14 protein-coding genes are annotated in these 17,580 nt (G+C 71.3%); 4 read left to right on the top strand and 10 right to left on the bottom strand.

Annotated elements, in window-relative coordinates:
- Window positions 1-375 precede the first annotated feature (375 nt).
- From KSO97_RS15830 to KSO97_RS15820, 3 genes are read right to left on the bottom strand one after another with little or no spacing between them, the layout of a single operon-like run.
- Window positions 376-1,029 carry a hypothetical protein gene (locus KSO97_RS15830; RefSeq protein ID WP_232680580.1) on the bottom strand — a complete coding sequence of 218 codons (654 nt, stop codon included), beginning with the start codon at window positions 1,027-1,029 and terminating at the stop codon, window positions 376-378.
- 34 nt (window positions 1,030-1,063) lie between these two features.
- Window positions 1,064-2,293 carry a hypothetical protein gene (locus KSO97_RS15825; protein WP_232680578.1) on the bottom strand — a complete coding sequence of 410 codons (1,230 nt, stop codon included), beginning with the start codon at window positions 2,291-2,293 and terminating at the stop codon, window positions 1,064-1,066.
- On the bottom strand, window positions 2,290-2,805 hold the full coding sequence (locus tag KSO97_RS15820) for a SigE family RNA polymerase sigma factor (protein ID WP_232680576.1): 516 nt from the start codon (window positions 2,803-2,805) through the stop codon (window positions 2,290-2,292). The genes KSO97_RS15825 and KSO97_RS15820 overlap by 4 nt, the downstream gene beginning before the upstream one ends.
- 193 nt (window positions 2,806-2,998) lie before the next feature.
- On the opposite strand from KSO97_RS15820, the gene KSO97_RS15815 reads away from it, so the two are divergent.
- The 4 genes from KSO97_RS15815 to KSO97_RS15800 are packed head-to-tail and all read left to right on the top strand — an operon-like array spanning window position 2,999 to window position 7,250.
- Window positions 2,999-4,150: an acyl-CoA dehydrogenase family protein gene (locus KSO97_RS15815; protein ID WP_232680574.1), complete on the top strand. Its 1,152-nt coding sequence runs from the start codon at window positions 2,999-3,001 to the stop codon at window positions 4,148-4,150.
- 16 nt (window positions 4,151-4,166) lie between these two features.
- The gene (locus KSO97_RS15810) at window positions 4,167-5,357 is read left to right on the top strand and encodes an acyl-CoA dehydrogenase family protein (protein WP_232680572.1); all 1,191 of its coding nucleotides are present in this window, start codon (window positions 4,167-4,169) and stop codon (window positions 5,355-5,357) included.
- A 1-nt stretch (window position 5,358) separates the two neighbouring features.
- Window positions 5,359-6,180, top strand: coding sequence for an SDR family oxidoreductase (locus tag KSO97_RS15805; protein WP_232680570.1), 822 nt, complete (start codon window positions 5,359-5,361; stop codon window positions 6,178-6,180).
- Entirely contained in the window at window positions 6,177-7,250 is a 1,074-nt protein-coding gene (locus tag KSO97_RS15800) for a phosphotransferase family protein (protein ID WP_232680568.1), read from the top strand. Before KSO97_RS15805 ends, KSO97_RS15800 begins: the two co-directional genes overlap by 4 nt.
- A gap of 59 nt (window positions 7,251-7,309) precedes the next feature.
- Here KSO97_RS15800 and KSO97_RS15795 read toward each other — a convergent pair whose 3' ends face one another.
- From KSO97_RS15795 to pstC, 7 genes are all read right to left on the bottom strand, one after another.
- Window positions 7,310-8,191 carry a phosphate ABC transporter ATP-binding protein gene (locus KSO97_RS15795; protein WP_232680566.1) on the bottom strand — a complete coding sequence of 294 codons (882 nt, stop codon included), beginning with the start codon at window positions 8,189-8,191 and terminating at the stop codon, window positions 7,310-7,312.
- Between the two features lie 114 nt (window positions 8,192-8,305).
- Entirely contained in the window at window positions 8,306-9,868 is a 1,563-nt protein-coding gene (locus tag KSO97_RS15790; protein ID WP_232680564.1) for a substrate-binding domain-containing protein, read from the bottom strand.
- Between the two features lie 65 nt (window positions 9,869-9,933).
- Window positions 9,934-10,749 (bottom strand): sortase, encoded by an 816-nt coding sequence (locus tag KSO97_RS15785; RefSeq protein WP_232680562.1) that lies wholly within the window; start codon window positions 10,747-10,749, stop codon window positions 9,934-9,936.
- Between the two features lie 182 nt (window positions 10,750-10,931).
- On the bottom strand, window positions 10,932-13,538 hold the full coding sequence (locus tag KSO97_RS15780; protein WP_232680561.1) for a hypothetical protein: 2,607 nt from the start codon (window positions 13,536-13,538) through the stop codon (window positions 10,932-10,934).
- A 35-nt stretch (window positions 13,539-13,573) separates the two neighbouring features.
- Entirely contained in the window at window positions 13,574-15,244 is a 1,671-nt protein-coding gene (locus tag KSO97_RS18070; RefSeq protein WP_269782619.1) for a substrate-binding domain-containing protein, read from the bottom strand.
- Window positions 15,241-16,491, bottom strand: coding sequence for a phosphate ABC transporter permease PstA (gene pstA / locus KSO97_RS15770; RefSeq protein ID WP_232680559.1), 1,251 nt, complete (start codon window positions 16,489-16,491; stop codon window positions 15,241-15,243). Before pstA ends, KSO97_RS18070 begins: the two co-directional genes overlap by 4 nt.
- Window positions 16,488-17,507, bottom strand: coding sequence for a phosphate ABC transporter permease subunit PstC (gene pstC, locus KSO97_RS15765; RefSeq protein ID WP_232680557.1), 1,020 nt, complete (start codon window positions 17,505-17,507; stop codon window positions 16,488-16,490). The genes pstA and pstC overlap by 4 nt, the downstream gene beginning before the upstream one ends.
- Window positions 17,508-17,580: the final 73 nt, after the last annotated feature.

Raw genomic sequence — 17,580 nt, 5'->3', positions numbered from 1 at the left:
ATCCCGCCGTCGTCGAGCAGCACCCGGCCGTCGGGAAGCTCGTAGCGCACTCCGGCCACATCGACATGTCCCACAGGAGACGATGGTGCCGCACGCAGCGCCCCGGCCGCACGGGACTTTCCACCTCAGTCGCCGGGCACGTTCGGCGGGGCGGTGCGGGGTGTGCCCGTCGACGTTGCAGGTTTCCCCGGCCAACCGGGGAAACCTGCCTGCGGCGCTTGGGGGTTTCCCCGGCCAGCAGGCAGGACCCGCACTGGACGGGCAAAGGTTCGCCCGTCAAGCGCGGGTTCTGCCCGTCAGGCTCGACAGACATACCGACCGACCGCCGGGCCCCAAACCTCGGGCCGCCGACGCCGCCCTGTCCGCGACGCTCGGTCAGAACGGGGTGTCGTAGATCGGCGCGGAGACGGTGCCGACCATCGCCTTCTGCTGGTCGGCGTAGTCGACGTCGAAGCAGAGCGCGTCGTCGCCGACCTCGGTGAGGGTGACCGTGCCCGAGGCCTCGGCTGCCTCGCCGTACATCTCGGCACCGGCGAGCAACATGGTGGTGAAGGTGAGCGCGCCCGTCTCCGCGGTGTAGGTGATCTCCATCCCGGAGGTCAGCGGCGCGGGCCGGGCGTCGGCATCGAACGTGGTGATGAAGATCGAGGCCTGGTGAGAGCCCTCCGGCGGAGCGATGGTCTCGGTGGCGACGTCCGCGGTCGGGATCTCGTAGTCGCCGACGTAGATCGTCATGGCCCCACCACCGGAGAGCTCGACGGCCGCGGCACTGGTGTCGAGCACGACCTCGCTGCCGTCCGGGTAGATGGCGGTCAGCGACGTCGTGCAGCCACCTCCGGTCGTGTCGGTCCCGTCGTCCGGTCCCCCGACGACACCGTCGGTGGCGGCATCGGTCGAGGCTGCCGAGCTCTGGTCACCGCCAGCGGGCTCGCTGTCGGTGTCGCCACCGCAGGCGGAGACGGTGATGAGACCCGAGACGACGAGGACGGCGACGGCAGGCGTCAAGCGGCGGAGCGGGAGGCGGATCATGCCCGGCAACCTAGCGGCGTGGGCGCCCCGCGCACTACGGAGCCGCCTCCACGCTGGCATCGAGACGGACGGCCTGCGCGCGAGTGAGACCCCGGGCGAAGACCGCACCGTCCCCCACCAGCCCCAGCACGCACCAGCCGTCCGACTCGCACTCCGAGACGCCGCGGCCATAAGCGAAGGACACCGCGCTGACGTCGGCATAGAAGAACGCACCCGGCACCTCCTGGCACTCCCCACCGGCCGCGCCGAAGGTCGGCGGCGGGCCTGGACGGGAGTCCGTGCAGTCCGGCGGCGAGGTCCACGAGAGCGGCAGCTCGACGCTGATGCCGTCGCGCTGGACCCGCTGCCAGCGTCGATCCGAATCGGACGCCGACACCGTCCGCAGCGTGCTCGCCACGACGTCGACCACCGCACGACTCGGTCCGGTGATCTCGACGCGCCGACCCAGGCCGAACCACACCGCCCGCCAGCCGTCGGCGACGGCGACCGCGGACCACCAGTCACGAGACGCCGACGCGGGCCCGGCCTCGCGCACCGAGACGCGGGCATCGGCCGGCACCTCCGCGACGATCGTGGTCGGGTCCTCCACCCCGTAGCCGCCGACACCCCCGGGGTACACCTGCTGCTCCCCCCACCGCCCCACGCCGACCGCGAGCGTCCCGGCCGGACGCGCCGAGGCCAGGATCCGCCGGGCGACGTCGCGGTCGGCATTGTCGACGAAGAGGGTGCTCTGGTCGCCGACGTAGACATAGCCGCCGTCGGTCGGCTCGCCGTCACGAGAGACCAGCCCCGGCGGGCAGCACATGTCGAAGTTCGCCCCGACGAAGAGCGACAGCGAAGGACCGTCGCAACCGACGTCGGGCGGCCCGAGCACCACACCGGCGATGCGGTCGCACTCCCCCGGGTTCAACGCGACCCACTCGTCGGGCACCTCGACCTCGATCGACTCCGGCTCGGGCCCGTTCTCCGCCCCGATTCCGGCCAGCTCGACGGTGCGCCATCTCGCGTCGGCACTCGACGACGAGCTACCTCCGGCCACCACGCTCCGCGCCGGACCGCCGCCGGCGAGAAGGGACGGCGTCAGCGCCGCCAGCACCGCGACCGCGGCCACGACGACCACGCCCGCCGCGCGACGTCGGCTCCGCGCCCCGGCGCGCTCCACCGCGACTCGCGCGATGCCGTCGACCCGCGTCGGCGCCGCGGCCGCACTGCGGCCCAGCGCCCGGGTCAGCCGATCCTCGAAGTCCTTCCCATCACTGCTCATCGCTCATCCTGCTCTCGCTCATCGGCGTCCCATCCGGCCCGCAGCGCGGCCACCCCGCGCGAGACGCGCGAGCGCACCGTGCCCTCCGGCACGCCGGCGATCGCCGCGATCTCGGCGTACTCCAGTTCCTCATAGAAGCGCAGGACGACGGCCACCCGTTGCGCTGCCGGCAGCGCCAGGCACGCTCGCCACAGCCGGTCCCGCTCGTCGGGTGCGAGCCGCGCCTGCTCCGTCGACGGACCGTCGGCCTCCTCGAGGATCCCCGCGACCGGCACGACTCGTCGGCGCCAGGCCCGCCAGCGCGAGGTGTGGGCGTTGACGACCATCCGCCGCACATAGGCGTCGGGGTCGGCGAGGCCCGCGATCCGCGACCAGCGCGGATAGGCCCGCGACAACGCCTCCTGCACGACGTCCTCGGCGTCGACGGCGTTGCCGGTCAGCACGAAGGCGAGTCGCAGCAGTGCCGGGCCGCGCGCCGCCACCCAGTCGTCGAACGGGATCGGTCCGCTCACCCTGCGCTGCCCACCGACCACCACCACCGTCTCCGCTCTCACACGACTCCAACGCTCCGGGTGCGGATCCTGTTGCATCCCACAGCCCGACCCGCTTCACGTGCTGCCCACCCGCCCACTTAGATGGTGATCGAGACCACTCGGTTCCCCTGGGGGCAGGGGAGCCGAGTCAGCCAAGCCGCGGAGGACACAAATGCAGTTGCAGTTGACCGAGGAGATGCAGGCGTTCCGCGAGGAGATGCGCACGTTCTTCACCACCCAGGTGCCGCAGGAGATCCGCGACGTCGTGCTGCAGGGCCGCGAGCTGAGCCGCGACCAGATCGTGCAGAGCATGCAGATCCTCAACGCGGCGGGCCTCGCCGTGCCGCACTGGCCCTCGGAGTGGGGCGGGCGCGACTGGACCGACCTGCAGCGCCACCTGTGGAACGAGGAGATGCAGGCCGCCGGCGTGCCCGCACCGCTGATGTTCAACGCCGGGATGATCGGGCCGGTCATCGCGCACTTCGGCACCCCTGAGCAGAAGCAGGAGTTCCTGCCGAAGACCGCGAACTGCGACATCTGGTGGAGCCAGGGCTTCTCCGAACCCGACGCCGGCTCCGACCTCGCCGCACTGCGCACCACAGCCGTGCGCGACGGCGATGACTGGATCGTCAACGGCCAGAAGACCTGGACGACACTGGGTCAGTACGGCGACTGGATCTTCACGCTCGTGCGCACCAACCCCGACGTGAAGAAGCAGGCCGGCATCTCGATGCTGCTCATCGACATGCGCACCGAGGGCCTGGAGGTCCGCCCGATCGAGCTCATCGACGGCGGCCACGAGGTCAACGAGGTCTGGTTCACCGACGTGCGCGTGCCCGGGGCGAATCTCGTCGGCGAGGTCGACGGCGGGTGGACGATCGCCAAGTTCCTCCTCGGCAACGAGCGGGTCGGCGTCGCACCGGTCGGGGCGACCAAGCAGGCACTCGCCCGGGCCAAGCGGATCTGCGCCGACCTCATCGCAGAGGACCCGTTGCTGCGGGCGCGCATCGTGGAGCTGGAGAACGAGCTGCTCGCCCTGGAGCTGACCGCGCTCCGCGTGGTCGCTCACTCGGCCGGCGGCGAACCCCACCCGGCGTCCTCGGTGTTGAAGCTGAAGGGCACCGAGCTGCAGCAGGCGGTCACCGAGCTGGTGGTCGACCTCGCCGGACCGGCCGCGTTCGCCCTCGGCGACGACGAGGCGAGCGACGAGGCGTGGTTCCGCCGTTCCGTGCCGACCTACCTGAACTTCCGCAAGGCCTCGATCTACGGCGGGTCCAACGAGATCCAGCGCCAGATCATCAGCCGCGGCATCCTCGGACTCTGAGACGGAGACAGACACCATGGACTTCACCTACGACGACGAGCAGGGCGCACTGCGCGAGGCTGTGCGGGGCCTGGTCGCCCGCACCTACGGCGAGTACGAGAACCGGCGGCGCACCGTCGCCTCCGACCCAGGCTACGACGAGCGGCTCTGGGGCCAGCTCGCGGAGATGGGGCTGCTCGGCCTCCCGTTCGGCGAGGACGACGGCGGATCGGGCGCGACCTGGGTCGAGGCGGCGATCGTGCTGCAGGAGCTCGGTCGCGTGCTCGCCCCCGAGCCCTACCTGACGGCGGTCGTACAGGCCGGCGGCCTCGTGGCCGACGTCGGCACGGCGGAGCAGCGCGCGGAGCTGCTCGGTGGCCTGTCGTCCGGTGAGCGGCTGCTCTCCTTCGCGCACGCATCCCGACGTTGGTCGCCCTCGGCCTCCGGGGTGACTGCATCGCAGGACGGCGACACGTGGACGCTCCAGGGTCGGATCGACGCCGTACCCCAGGGAGCGAACGCCGACGTGCTGATCGTCAGCGCCGAGACACCGGCCGGCACCGGCCTGTTCGTCGTGCCGGGTGATGCCGTCGAGCGCAGCGGTCACGCCACCTACGACGGCGGGCGCAGCGCGCGCGTCGTCCTGGGCGGCGTCGCCGCCACGCCGCTGGGCGACGCGGGCGCCGACCAGACCTCGGCGATCGCGGCGGCCCTCGACCGCACGATCGTGCTCGGGGCCAACGAGGCGCTGGGCATCATCGAGCAGCAGCTCGTGGACACCACTGCCTACCTCAAGAGTCGCAAGCAGTTCGGCGTCACGCTCAACAACTTCCAGGCGCTGACCTTCCGCGCCGCCGACATGTACACCAGCGTCGAGCTCACCCACAGCCTCGTCGCGTGGGCGACGATGGTGGCCGCCTCGGTCGCCGCTGGCGAACGCGACTCCGAGCAGCTCTCCGACGCTGCCGCACGGGTCGCGGTGCAGCTCGGCACCGCGGGCCGCCACGTGGGCCAGGAGGCGATCCAGCTTCACGGTGGTATTGCGATGACCGCCGAGTACCGGGTCGGCGCGGGCACGTCGCGGCTGACCTACCTAGAGCACCTCGCGGGAGATCGCGGGCACCATCTCAACGAGCTGGCCGCCGTCGTGGCCGACCATGGTGCGCTGGACCCGTTGGCCGCCTCGGTGCTGGGCAGCGCACCCGTGACCGCCGAGGTCGGGAGCTGAGATGGGGCACCCGAGCCTGGAAGGGCGCGGCGTCGTCGTCACCGGCGCCGGGGGCGGCATCGGCCGTGCACTCGCCCAGCGGCTGGTCGCCGAGGGGGCGCGGGTCGTCGTCAACGACCTCGACCCCGCCTCGTGCACCGCGACCGCCGACGAGCTCGGGGCGATCGCCGTCCCGGGTGACTGCTCCTCGGCGGAGGGCGTCGACACCCTGATCACCGCGGCGACGGAGGCACTCGGGCGCATCGACGTCTACTGCGCGAACGCCGGCATCGACCGCACCGTCACCGATCCGCTCGGTCTCCCCGACCAGGCGTGGCAGCAGATGCTCGAGACGAACGTGATGGCGCACGTGCGAGCGGCCCGGGCACTCGTTCCCGGCTGGGTCGCCGACCACGACGCCGGCGGTGCGGGCGGGCGATTCGTGGTGACGGCGTCCGCCGCCGGACTGCTCACCATGATCGGCGCAGCCGCCTACTCCACCACCAAGCACGCCGCCGTCGGGTTCGCCGAGTGGCTCTCGGTGACCTACGGCGACCGCGGCGTCACCGTGCAGGCCATCTGCCCCCAGGGGGTGCAGACGGCGATGCTCGACCAGGCCGGACCGCTCAAGGACCTGCTCAGCCACGACGAGGCGCTGGCGCCGTCGGCCGTGGCCGACGCCTGGCTGGCGAGCCTGGACGACGATCGCTTCCTGGTGCTGCCGCACCCCGAGGTCGGCGAGTACTACGCGATCCGCGCAGCCCACACCGACCAGTGGCTCGCCGGGATGCGCCGTCTGCGCGCGAAGGTCGACCGGTTCACCGCATCGGCGGCCACCTCATGACCCGGTCGGAGCCCGGATCCGAGCTGCCCGGTCTCGATCTCGCGGCCTTCCACCGGTGGTACGACACCGTGCGGCCCGGCGACCTGGGTGCCGACCTGCGCGCCCGCCTGATCGCCGGCGGCAAGTCGAACCTGACCTACGAGGTGACCGACGGACACGTCGAGAGGATCCTGCGACGCCCTCCTCTGGGACACGTCCAGGCGACCGCGCACGACATGACCCGCGAGTTCACCGCGATGTCGGCGCTAGGCGGAACCGCCGTGCCGGTGCCGTCGATGTTCGCGCTCTGCAGTGACGACGAGGTGCTCGGCGCACAGTTCTACGTGATGTCGCGCGTGGAGGGGCGTCCCTACCGCACCGCCGCGGAGTTGGCCGACCTCGGTGCCGCCGGCACCGATCGACTCGCGGCCGCGATGGTGGAGACACTCGCCACCCTGCACGCCGTCGCTCCGGACGAGGTGGGCCTGGGAGAGTTCGGCCGACCGGCCGGATTCCTCGGGCGCCAGGTCAAGCGGTGGGGACGACAGCTCGAGGGCTCGCGCACCCGTCCGCTGCCCGATGCCGACACGCTCCTGGCGCGGCTGGCAGCCCACGTGCCGGAAGCCGACGCGACCCGCGACGCCACGACGTCGGCGATCGTGCACGGCGACTACCGCCTGGACAACCTGCTCTCCGTGGCCGACGACGAGCGGCCGGTGAAGGCGGTCGTGGACTGGGAGATGGCCACGATCGGCGACCCGCTCACCGACGTCGCGCTGCTGATGGTCTACGACAACCTCGGCAGGATCCCCGGCGGTGCGGCGATCGCCGACGCCAGCGCGGCAGAGGGCTATCCCGACGCCGACACCCAGCTCGAGCGGTACGCCGTCGCCAGCGGCCGCGACATCGACGGCTCGACGGCGCTCGGCTTCCACCTCGGACTGGCCTACCTGAAGATCGCGGTGATCCTGGAGGGCATCCACTACCGCTTCAGCGCCGGCCAGACCGTCGGCGACGGGTTCGACCTGATCGGCGACGCCGTGGAGCCACTGCTCGCCAACGGCCTCGCCGCGACGTCGTCCCTGGCCTGAGGTCGGCGTTGACCCGTCTTCGACGAAAGACGGGTCAACGCATCTGACCAGCGAGCAGGTCAGCCGAAGCGGCCGTTGACGTAGTCGGAGGTGCGCTCGTCCTGGGGATTGCCGAACATCGCGGCGGTCTCGCCGTGCTCCACGATCACGCCGGGCGTGCCGTGGGAGGCGAGGAAGAACGCGCAGGTGTCGGAGACGCGCGCGGCCTGCTGCATGTTGTGGGTGACGATCACAATCGTGACCTCGCGGGCCAGCTCGACCATGGTCTCCTCGATCACGCGCGTCGAGGTCGGGTCCAGGGCCGAGCACGGCTCGTCCATCAACAGCACACGCGGCTTGACGGCGAGCGAGCGCGCGATGCAGAGACGCTGCTGCTGGCCCCCCGAGAGGCCGCCGCCCGGGGCGTCGAGCCGGTCCTTGACCTCGTTCCACAGGCCGCCCTTGATCAGGCAGTGCTCGACCAGCTCGTCCCTCTCCGAACGGCTCGCCTTGGTGCCGGTGAGCTTGAGACCGGCGAGCACGTTCTCGCGGATCGACATCGCGGGGAACGGGTTGGGCTTCTGGAACACCATCCCGATCGCGCGACGCGCGTCGATCAGGCGACGGTCGGGGGCGTAGATGTCAGCGCCGTCGAGCAGCACCTCGCCGGCGAGCTGGGCCGACGGCACCAGCTCGTGCATGCGGTTGAGGATGCGCAGGAAGGTCGACTTGCCGCAGCCCGACGGTCCGATCAGCGCGGTGATCTCACCGGCGGGCATCGTCAGCGAGACCCGGTCGAGCACCTTGTGCTCCCCGAACCACGCGGTCACCTCCCGGGCGTGCAGCTCGGCGAGCCCGCGGGCTGTGCTGGGTGCGGAGCCGGTCGGGTCTGCCGGGTCGGCGGGGCCGACGGGGCCGACGGCGGGCAGCACCTGGGTGTGGTCGTTCTCGACGATGCTCATGGGACTTCCTGCTCACGGGGTTGTCCGCGTCGACCCGTCTTCAGACAAAGACGGGTCGACGCGAGATTCCGGGTTGACCCGTCTTCAGGCAAAGACGGGTCAACCCGCATGGGCCTACTTCTTGGTGACGGTGATGGCGAACTTCGCCGACGAACCGGCGGCGATGCTGTTACCGCCCCAGACGACGATGAGGTTGCTCTTGCCGGCGCCGAGCTTCTTGGTGGTCAGCGTGATGGTGGCCTTGCCGCCCGAGAGGTTGCCCGAACCGACGACCTTGGAGCCCTCGACCACCACGACCTTGCCGGTGGCCTTCGAGGACACACCGCTGAGGCTGACCGTGACGGTGCCGGTGACCTTCTTGGCCGAGGCCTTGACCCTCTTCGCGAAGGCGGCCTTGACCGTCGAGGACGTCGTGACGACCGCGGTGGTGGTGCCGGCCGAGGTGACGAAGTCGCTGTCAGCGGCCGGGGTGTAGGTGGCCGTGACCGGGTAGCTGCCCGGGGTCGCACCGGTCAGGTTGAGAGTGGCGGTGCCACCGATCAACGAGGCGGTGCCCAGCGTGGTCTCGCCGCTGGAGAACGCGACCGTGCCGGTCGGGGTGGGCGTGCCGGCCACCTTGGCCACCAGGCGCAGCGCACGGGGCGCGGCGCTGGCCGACGTCACCGAGGTGGTGGTCGGAATGGCCACCGGGGCCTCGGAGATCTTGAAGTTGCTGGTGGTCGCCTGCGTCGCGACGCCGCACGCGCCGCCGTCTGCCTGCGAGGCGAGCTGGTCGAAGCCGGCCTCGACGATCAGCTCGCGCGCGTCCTCGGAGCACACGAAGCCGGTCGGGCCGAACGCCGCCTGGACCTCGGCCTTGCCGAGGTCGGCCTGGCGCACGACGTTGTAGAGCGCACGCTTGGCCTCGAAGCCGCCGAGCAGGCGCAGCGTGGTGCCGAGCAGGCCCGCACGGCCAGCCGAGAACGGCGCGATCGCGTTGGCGTCGGACTTCACCTTGCTGTCGTCGTGCTCCTGCACCTCGGCGACCGAGGAGGCCAACTGCACGGCGACGCCGTTGTTGGCCGCCTGGAGCTGGGAGATGAAGAACGAACGGGTGCCGGAACCGGTCTGCGGGATGAGCGGCTTGATCGCGCCGTCCTTGCCGCCGATCTGGCTCCAGTTGGTGACGTCGCCCTTGTAGATCGAGACGATCTGCGCGGGGGTCAGCGACGTCGGCGCGTTCGAGGCCGTCGTGTTCGAGACCGCCATCTTCAGCACGTCGACGGCGAACGGGAACTGCTGCAGGCCGGCAGCGGTCTCGGCCGTGCTGAGCGAGGAGGAGGACCGCGCGTAGTCGATGTCGGTGTTGTTGCCCGCACCGTAGAGCAGCGCCTTGCCCGCGCCGGACCCGTTGGGACGCTTGATCGCGCCGGAGGGCAGGGCGATGTCGCCGCCGCCGGTCGCGGCGAACGTGGCGATCTTCGCCGCGGGCGCCGGGGTCGTGGCGTTGTAGGCGTTGGCGACGAGGAACATCGCGTGCTGGCTGGTGTCGGAGCCGGCGCCGATCAGATCGGCGGCGGCGGGGGTGAAGGTCGTGTCGTCGGGGTCGGCGGCGTGGGCCGCACCGGCGGAGAGGACGAGGGCGGAGCCGGCGACAGCAGCCGTCACCAGGCCCACGAAGGACGTTCGAACAGACATCGGTTCAGTGCTCCTACTCGGAAGTGGGTACTACAGGTGTCGTGCGGTGGTGCTGGACATGCAGGTCAGATCAGGTTCGGCAGCAGGCGCATCACCGTGTCGGTGGTGAGCCAGGCGGCCGCGATCGCGAGCGGACTCGCGACGATCCAGACCACCGTGAGCGACCAGCGCTCACGGGCGGCGACGACCGCGAGGGTCAACGCCACGAGCAGTGCCAGGCAGAGCGCCAGGAGCGGGAGTGCTCCGGGATCGCTCGCCATCGCCTGCTCGGATTCGGGGACCGCCGTCGGGCGGCCGGGTGGAGCGGGGAAGGCATCGGGGCTGCTCGCGTCGACGAAGACGGTGGTGTCGGCGGTCAGACCCGCGAGCCGGCCGCTGCCCTCCGCGGTGACGAGCGTCAGGCGACCCTCGCCCTCCACAGGCGGGAGGGGCACGGGGTCGCCGGAACGACGGACGCCCGTCACCGAGTAGCGGGTCTCGCCCTGCCCGGAGACGACGACGATGACGTCGCCCTCCACCAGCTCGGTGATGTCGCCGAACGGGGCTCCGTAGGTGCCGCCGCGGCCATAGACCAGCGAGACACCCTGCTGGCCGGGGAGGACGGTGTCGCGGCGGTGACCGGGGCCGACGAGGAGGTCTCCCGAGGCGGTGCCCTCGACGACGACCTGTTCCATCCCGATCGCGGGGATGCGCATCAACGCCACCGGGTCACCGACCGGGACGACGGGTCCGACGGGCGCGACCGACCCGGCGAGCTGCTGGCGGAACTCCCCGTAGAGAAACTGCTGGGCGCGGTCGTGCGAGAGGCCACCGAGCACCAGGAGCTGCAGCACCGTCCACAGGCACACCAGCGCCACCATGGTGACTGCCGAGGAGATCACCGCTCCGTTGCCCTCGGCCGGAGGACGCGGGCCGCTCCGAGCGCGGGGAGGCCTCGCGGCCCCCGCGGACCGCTCGGGTGAACGGCCGACGAGCCGGCGACGTCCACCGGGCCGAGCCGACGGGCGTTCGTCTGCCCGGCTCGACCGAGTAGTCGGGGTGGGCGGGGTGGCCGGGGTGGGCGTCATCGCCCACCTGCTTCGGGCCGCCGCGGAACGCGCACGAAGAACCGCGACGCCGCGCTGTAGACACCGGCCAGGAGACCGAGCGCGAGCAGACCGGGCAGGAGGCGGCCCGCGATGCCCGAGTCGACCGTGGTCGTCGCGGCGGTGGGCGATGCGGTGAGCACCGGATCCTGCGTCGGCGCGCCGGTCGGCGGCGTCGTGTCAGGGGTCGACCGACCGGGCGGCGTCAGGTCGCCCGGCGGTGTCGTGCCCCCGTCGCTGCTGTCGGGTCCGCCGTCGCCGCCACCGGGGCCGGCTGGCGGAGAAGTCTTCGGGGGGCGCTGCGCCTCGATCGCATCGGCGACGTCGTCCGCGGCGTCGAGCAGCTTCGCCGTCGGCCCGGTGTCACGGATCGGGAGGAACCCTGCCGGGAGCTCGCCGTTGCCGCTCCCCGGACGCTGGCCCTCGGTGGTCGAGACCCGCACGAACTGTGCGAGGTGGCCCGCGGTCTCGGCGTCCAGACCGCTGAGCTTCGCCGCGGTGTAGACGACCATGGTGCCGGGGTAGGCGCCGCCGCTGCGCGCGACGTCGGCCTGGTCGAGGACGAACGGCAGCCGCGTGCGCTTCTGCGTGGTCAGGTCGACGGCGTTCGCCAGCGACTGGGCGGTCGGGGGGACGAAGCGCCCCGGCTTCGTCTGCAGCGCGGCCGCACGCAGCCCGTAGCGCTCGGCGTCACCCAGGCTGACGATGCCGAGCAGGAACCGCGCGCCGAAGGACTGGCGATCGATGCGGCCGACCTTGTACTGCTGGGTCGAGGCGTCGTAGTCGCAGCGCGTCTGCACGTTCGGGTGCGAGTCCAGCAACGCCTCGGCGATCTTGCGCAAGGTGGTCACCGGTGCGGCGAGCTGGTTGAAGTAGACCGCCGGGTTCGCCTGGCGGCACGAATTCTGCGTCTGCGGCACGTAGGTGTCGAGCAGCGGCCACTCCGCGCGCGGCAGCTCGATCTTGCGGTACGACGGGTTGACGACCATGCCCCACGGGTCGGCCTTGCCCGCCACGAACGCGCTCGCTTCGCGGTTCTGAGCGATGTAGGAGGTCAGCTGCTCCACGACGTCGGCCGACGTGGAGAGCGACAGCAGCGTGGCGCCGGCCTCCTGGTCGATCCGGCTCAGCCCGGGGTTGAGCTCGACGAACTCGGGATCGTTGAGGATCGACACCGGATTCCCGGCCATGCCCGGGTGCCCACGACCGAGGTCGGAGCCGACGTAGCTCTGGGTGAGCAGCTTGGCCAGCAGACGCGGAGTCAGCTTGAGCTGGGTGTACTCGCCGCCGTTCTCGGGGCGGTCGATCACGTAGCCGACGGCGAAACCGGTCACCGCCGTCGGGGCGTACCCGATCGGCTGGCCGGCGAGCGCGGTGTGCTCGGAGGAGACGACCGCTGCCGGTCCCTCGCCCGATGTCATCAGGTTCCAGCCGGCCTCGTCAGGCATCTGGTTGAGCTGGAACTTGAAGCGCTTCGTGTCCAGGCAGTAGGCCGGCGACCACTGCAGCGCGGCCTGCGCGAGCAGCTCGGAGCCGTAGAACCCCGTCGGCGGGCGCGTGTCGAGGACGTCGCAGGTGTCGGGCGGCAGGCCGAACGTGATCGGGATCGAGAAGCGGTTGCGCCAGTTCGACTCCGACCACCACAGCGCCGGGCTGACCGCCTGGTCGACGCCCTCGTTCGCGAAGTTGCTGGAGCCGGGCGCGAACCGGCCGAGCTTGCGGCAGGCCCGGTCCGCGATCGAGATCGGCGTGGAGGGGGTGTCGCAGCTGAGTCCGACGATCGGCACGACCACGATCGAGCACTCGACGGTGTGCGAGCAGCCCAACGACTCGTTCTCGACGTCGCTGCGCACCTCGAACTTGACAGAGCCAGCCCCGTTCTCATCGGTGTACGCGGCGACCTCGGCCGGCGGGAACGCCGCGCCGACGGCTGCCTCCGGCGGCATCGACTCGGAGTCGCATGCCGGGAACACGGTGCCGCCCGCAGCGGCGAACTCGGTGAGGTGGGTGGAGTAGGACTCGACGTCCGCATCGGCGCACTGCTCGGCAGGGAAAGGATCGATGCCCGAGACCCGTTCGCGGTCGGCCTCGTCCTCGAACCGGTCGACGCGCCACAGCGCCTCGCCGTCGGAGCGCAGCACCTGCGAGCGCTGGGCGACCGACGCGGTCCAACACGTCTCCGGCCTCAGCTGGCGAGCTGCTGGCACGCCGGCTCCGTCGCGTCCTCGGCACTGCATGACCACGACGGGGTACTCCTGGGCCAGGCCGTTCTCACCGTAGGGATTGCTGGCGCGGCCGCCACTGGGCTGCGCGCCACTCCAGGTGATTCGCACGCGCTGCCTGCCACGGAGGTTCTGGGTGCGGTCGGCCCGCACGGTGACGTCGTAGCTGGCCACGGTCGTCGTCTGTCCATCGGCCTCGGCGAAGGTGCGGGTCAGCGTCTTGGTCGTGCTGAAGCCGTCCTTGCCGGCGGGGGCCGCCTTCGCCGCTGGGGTGATGGCCCGTGCGAGCGGGTCGGCGGCCGAGCCGGCGGTGGCGCCGAGCGCGAGCGAGACGACGACGGCGAGCAGGACTCCGAGGAGCACACCGAGACGGTGTCGACGACGGGCGGCTGGTCCCCTCATGCCACGCCCTCCCGACGACGACGGCGGAGCGCGGCGACGACGAGACCGGGAAGCAGCACCAGCGCCAGCAGCTCGACGGCGGCGACCCAGCCGAAGGTCCGCGCGTCGGCCGGGCGGTCCGCGACCAGCGTCGGGTTGGCATAGATCGCCCCGCCGGACGTCGTGGGGGTCCCGGTGCCGCCGACGGTCAGGCCGGTCTCGGGGTCGACCTGCGGCGCGTCACCACCGGGGGCGCCCAGATCGCCGACGTCGGTGCCACCGCCGTCTGGTCCACCGCTCCCGCCACTAGCACCCGTCCCCGGATCGGTCGCGCCGCCGGTGTTGCCACCGGAGTCGCCGCCCGTCGGGTCGTTGTTGCCGGTGTCGGAGCCGCAGGGCCCTTCGCCCTGCTTGTCGCACGCCGGCGGAGCGGGTGCCTTCTGCGCCAGCACGTTCTTCGCGGGGTTCGTACCGTCGAAGGTCGGGTTGTTGCACGAGCGGACGTCGCGGTCGGTCAGGTCGACGGCTGCGTCGGCCTTCTTCAACTGCGCGATCTGGTCGAAGCCGGCCTGCACTAGGTTGAGCGGCAGCGGCGAGTAGCCGTAGGGGCCGGCCTTGGTCTGCCCGCCGCACAGCGAGTAGTACAGGAAGTCGGCGAGCGTCTGGCGCTTGGCGGTGGTCATGCGCGGGTCGCTCGCCCCGGTCGGGATGACCATGTAGGAGTACGACGACACCGGGTAGGCCCGCGGGTCCGCGTTGCTGTAGACGCCGTCCAGCACCTGGGTGAGATAGGTGTCGGGATTGCTCTTGTCCATGTTGATCCGCGCCTTGGTGAGCGCGACCGCCACGTTGTACTGGGTGGGCTCGACGTAGTAGCCGGCCCTGTTGAGCACCTTGACGACCGGGTAGTTCTTGTTGACCGGGTAGGAGTACTCGACGTAGCCGATCATCCCGTCGCCGGCGAAGCCGGAGATCGTGTTCATGACCTGGTCCGAGCCCGACTGCCCCACCCGGTTGCCGCCCGGCGGGTAGTACGACGTCAGGCCGCTGCGGCCGAAGAAGGGGCGCCAGATCGAGGGATAGCTCTTGTCCAGCCAGGTGGTGAACTGGGCCGTCGTGCCGGAGCCGTCGGAGCGGTAGACCGGGATGATGTCCTTGTCGGGGAACTGGCGGCCGTTGTTGTCCGCGGTGATCGCGGGGTCGCTCCACGAGGTGATCTTGCTGGTGAAGATCTTGGCGAGCGTCTCGCCCGAGAGGCGCAGGTTGCGTACGAGCTCGTTGCCGACCTTGAGCTGGTAGGTGAAGGCGGTGCCACCGGCCACGATCGGCAGGTACGCAAAAGCGCGGCCGTTGCTGGTGTCGGCCTGGCCGCTCTCGTCGGTGCCCTGGTAGGGGATCTCGGAGATCGCGAAGTCGGTGCTGTTCTGGGAGAAGTCCTTGCGACCCTTGGTCGAGCCGCCGCCGGTGTAGACGACCTTCATGCCGTTGGCGTCGACGTCGGCGATCCACTGCTGGACGATCAGCTCGGACCAGGTCGAGCCGGTGCCCTCGATGGTCGCGTAGGCCGCGGCCGCACTCGGGGCGCCGGTGACGGCGGCGTAGCAGACCAGCGCGAGGCTGGCGGCGAGCGCACCCAGACGACGGTGGGCGCTGGGGTGTGCACGGGATCGTGCGCTGCGGCGGGTCATCGGACGGTCCTCCGGAATCGGGCGAACAGCGGACGGCGAGTGCCGGACCGCGGGCGGGCGAGCAGACGGGCGACGACGAAGAGCACGAGCACCAGGGCCAGCAGCACGAATGCGGCGCCGTAGGCCCGCTCGATCGCCACGGGGTCACCGCTGCGGACGTTGCTGTAGATGAACAGCGGCAACGACTGCATGGCGCCGCTCGTCGGGTCGGTGACGGTGAAGTTGGCCGAGCCGCTGGTGAGCAGGACCGGGCTGGTCTCGCCGATGCCGCGGGCGATGCCGAGGATCAGCGCCGTCGCCAGGCCCGAGCGTGCCGTCGGCAGGACGACGTGCCACACCGTGCGCCAGCGACTGGCGCCGAGCGCGAGGCTCGCCTCGCGCAGGCTGCCCGGCACGACGCGCAGCACGACGTCGGAGGCGCGGGCGATGATCGGGAGCATCATCACCGAGAGCGCCATCGCCGCGGCGAAGCCCGAGCGCGGGTAGCCGAGCGTCACGATCAGCACGGTGTAGACGAACAGGCCGGCCACGATCGAGGGCAGCGCCGTCATCGCCTCGACGACGGTACGCACGATGCGCGCGAACCGGCCGCCGACCTCGGTCATGAAGACCGCGGTGCCGACCCCGAGCGGCAGCGTGATGGCGATCGCGATGCCGATCTCGATGAGGCTGCCGATGATCGCGTGCTTGATGCCGCCGGCGTCGAAGGGGTCGCGCGGCCCAACCCCGGCCATGTCGCTGAACAGGAAGTTCAGGTGGGAGACGGGCTCCCACCCCTTCACCGCGACGTAGACGACGGTGCTGCCGAGCGCGACGGCGACCACGAGAGCGGCACCGGTGATCGCACTGCCGGCAACCCGGTCGACCGCCTCGACCCGCGTGCCGGTGGCGAGCGTGAGGACGGCGGTGACGGTCAACCCAAGGCCGAACCAGGTCAGCAGGAACCAGGGCAGGCCGTCCAACGGCAGCAGGCGCTGGGTGATCAGCCAGGCCAGGCCGAGGGCCGAGACCCACGAGCCGACCCGGACGAGCCGTTCGTCGGCGGTCATCCGCCCGAGCGTGGCTCGGGGCACCGGCGGCGGGGCGTCGTCGTCGGATCGGGGCAGGAAGGTACGGGGCGCCTCGGTGGCCGAGCCGTCCCCGGTGCTCGAGCTCGTCGAGACCCCCTCGGTGGTCGAGCCGCTGCCGGTGGTCGAGCCGTTCCCGATGGTCGAGCTTGTCGAGACCTCCGGTGCCGTCGTGTTCATGCCTCGACCCCCGCCCCGGAGCGGGAGCGGTTGACCACGACGGCGGCGAGCGTGTTGATCACCAGGGTGATCAGGAACAGCACCAGACCGGCAGCCAGGAGTGCGGAGAGCTGCGTCGGGCTGGCATCTCCGAAGCGGTTGGCGATCAGGGCGCTGACCGTGCCGCCACCCTGCTCGAGCACCCGGAACTTCACGTCGAACGCAGGCGCGAGGATCAGCGCGACGGCGATCGTCTCGCCGAGTGCCCGGCCCAGGCCGAGCATCGTGCCGCCGATGATGCCGCCGCGGCCGAACGGGAGGACGACCGCGCGGATGACGCCCCACCGGGTGGCGCCGAGGGCGAGCGCGGCCTCCCTCTCCCCCGGCGGTGTCTGCGAGAAGACCTGCCGCATGACGGCGCACGCCATCGGCATCACCATCATGGCGACCGCGATGCCGGCGCAGAAGGCGCTGAAACTGTACCGAGACAGCAGCGGGATCGCGCTGTCGGCGTCACCGCCGCGCACGGCGAAGATCGGGATCCAGCCGAAGTTGCGATCCATCCAGACCGCGAACTCGGCGGCGTACGGCATGATCAGGATGTAGGCCCAGAGCCCGTAGATCACCGACGGCACCGCGGCCATCAGGTCGACCAGGGACACCAGGGTGGGCTTGATCCGCGCCGGCGCGTACTCGCTGATGTAGAGAGCCGTGGTGAGCGCCAGCGGGAACGCGATCGTCATCGCGACGGTGGCCACCGCGAACGTGCCCACCACCACGGCGGCGATGCCGATGACGTCGGCCTCGGGCTGCCACTGCGACTCGGTGAAGAACGACCAGCCGTAGCGCTGCAGCGTCGGGAAGGCCTGCCAGCCCAAGAAGATGGCGACGCCTCCGGTGATGACCAGGACCGAGGCCCCGACCAGACGCGCACTGTGCACGAACACCGCGTCGGCGCCGCGAGCTCGACGCGACAACGCACGCGGCGCGACGAGATCGGCGCCGGCGGGGTCGTACGCCGGAAGAGTGGTGGACACGAGGCGGTTGTTCCTGACGCTGTGCGGTGGTTCCCGAGAGGGCCCGCGGCGCGAGCCTGCGACAGTGTCAGGA

It is taken from the genome of Nocardioides sp. R-C-SC26 (assembly GCF_021246465.1).
Taxonomy (GTDB): Bacteria; Actinomycetota; Actinomycetes; order Propionibacteriales; family Nocardioidaceae; genus Nocardioides.
Note: the sequence above shows the minus strand (reverse complement) of the source record. Positions and strands in the feature narration are given on the sequence as shown.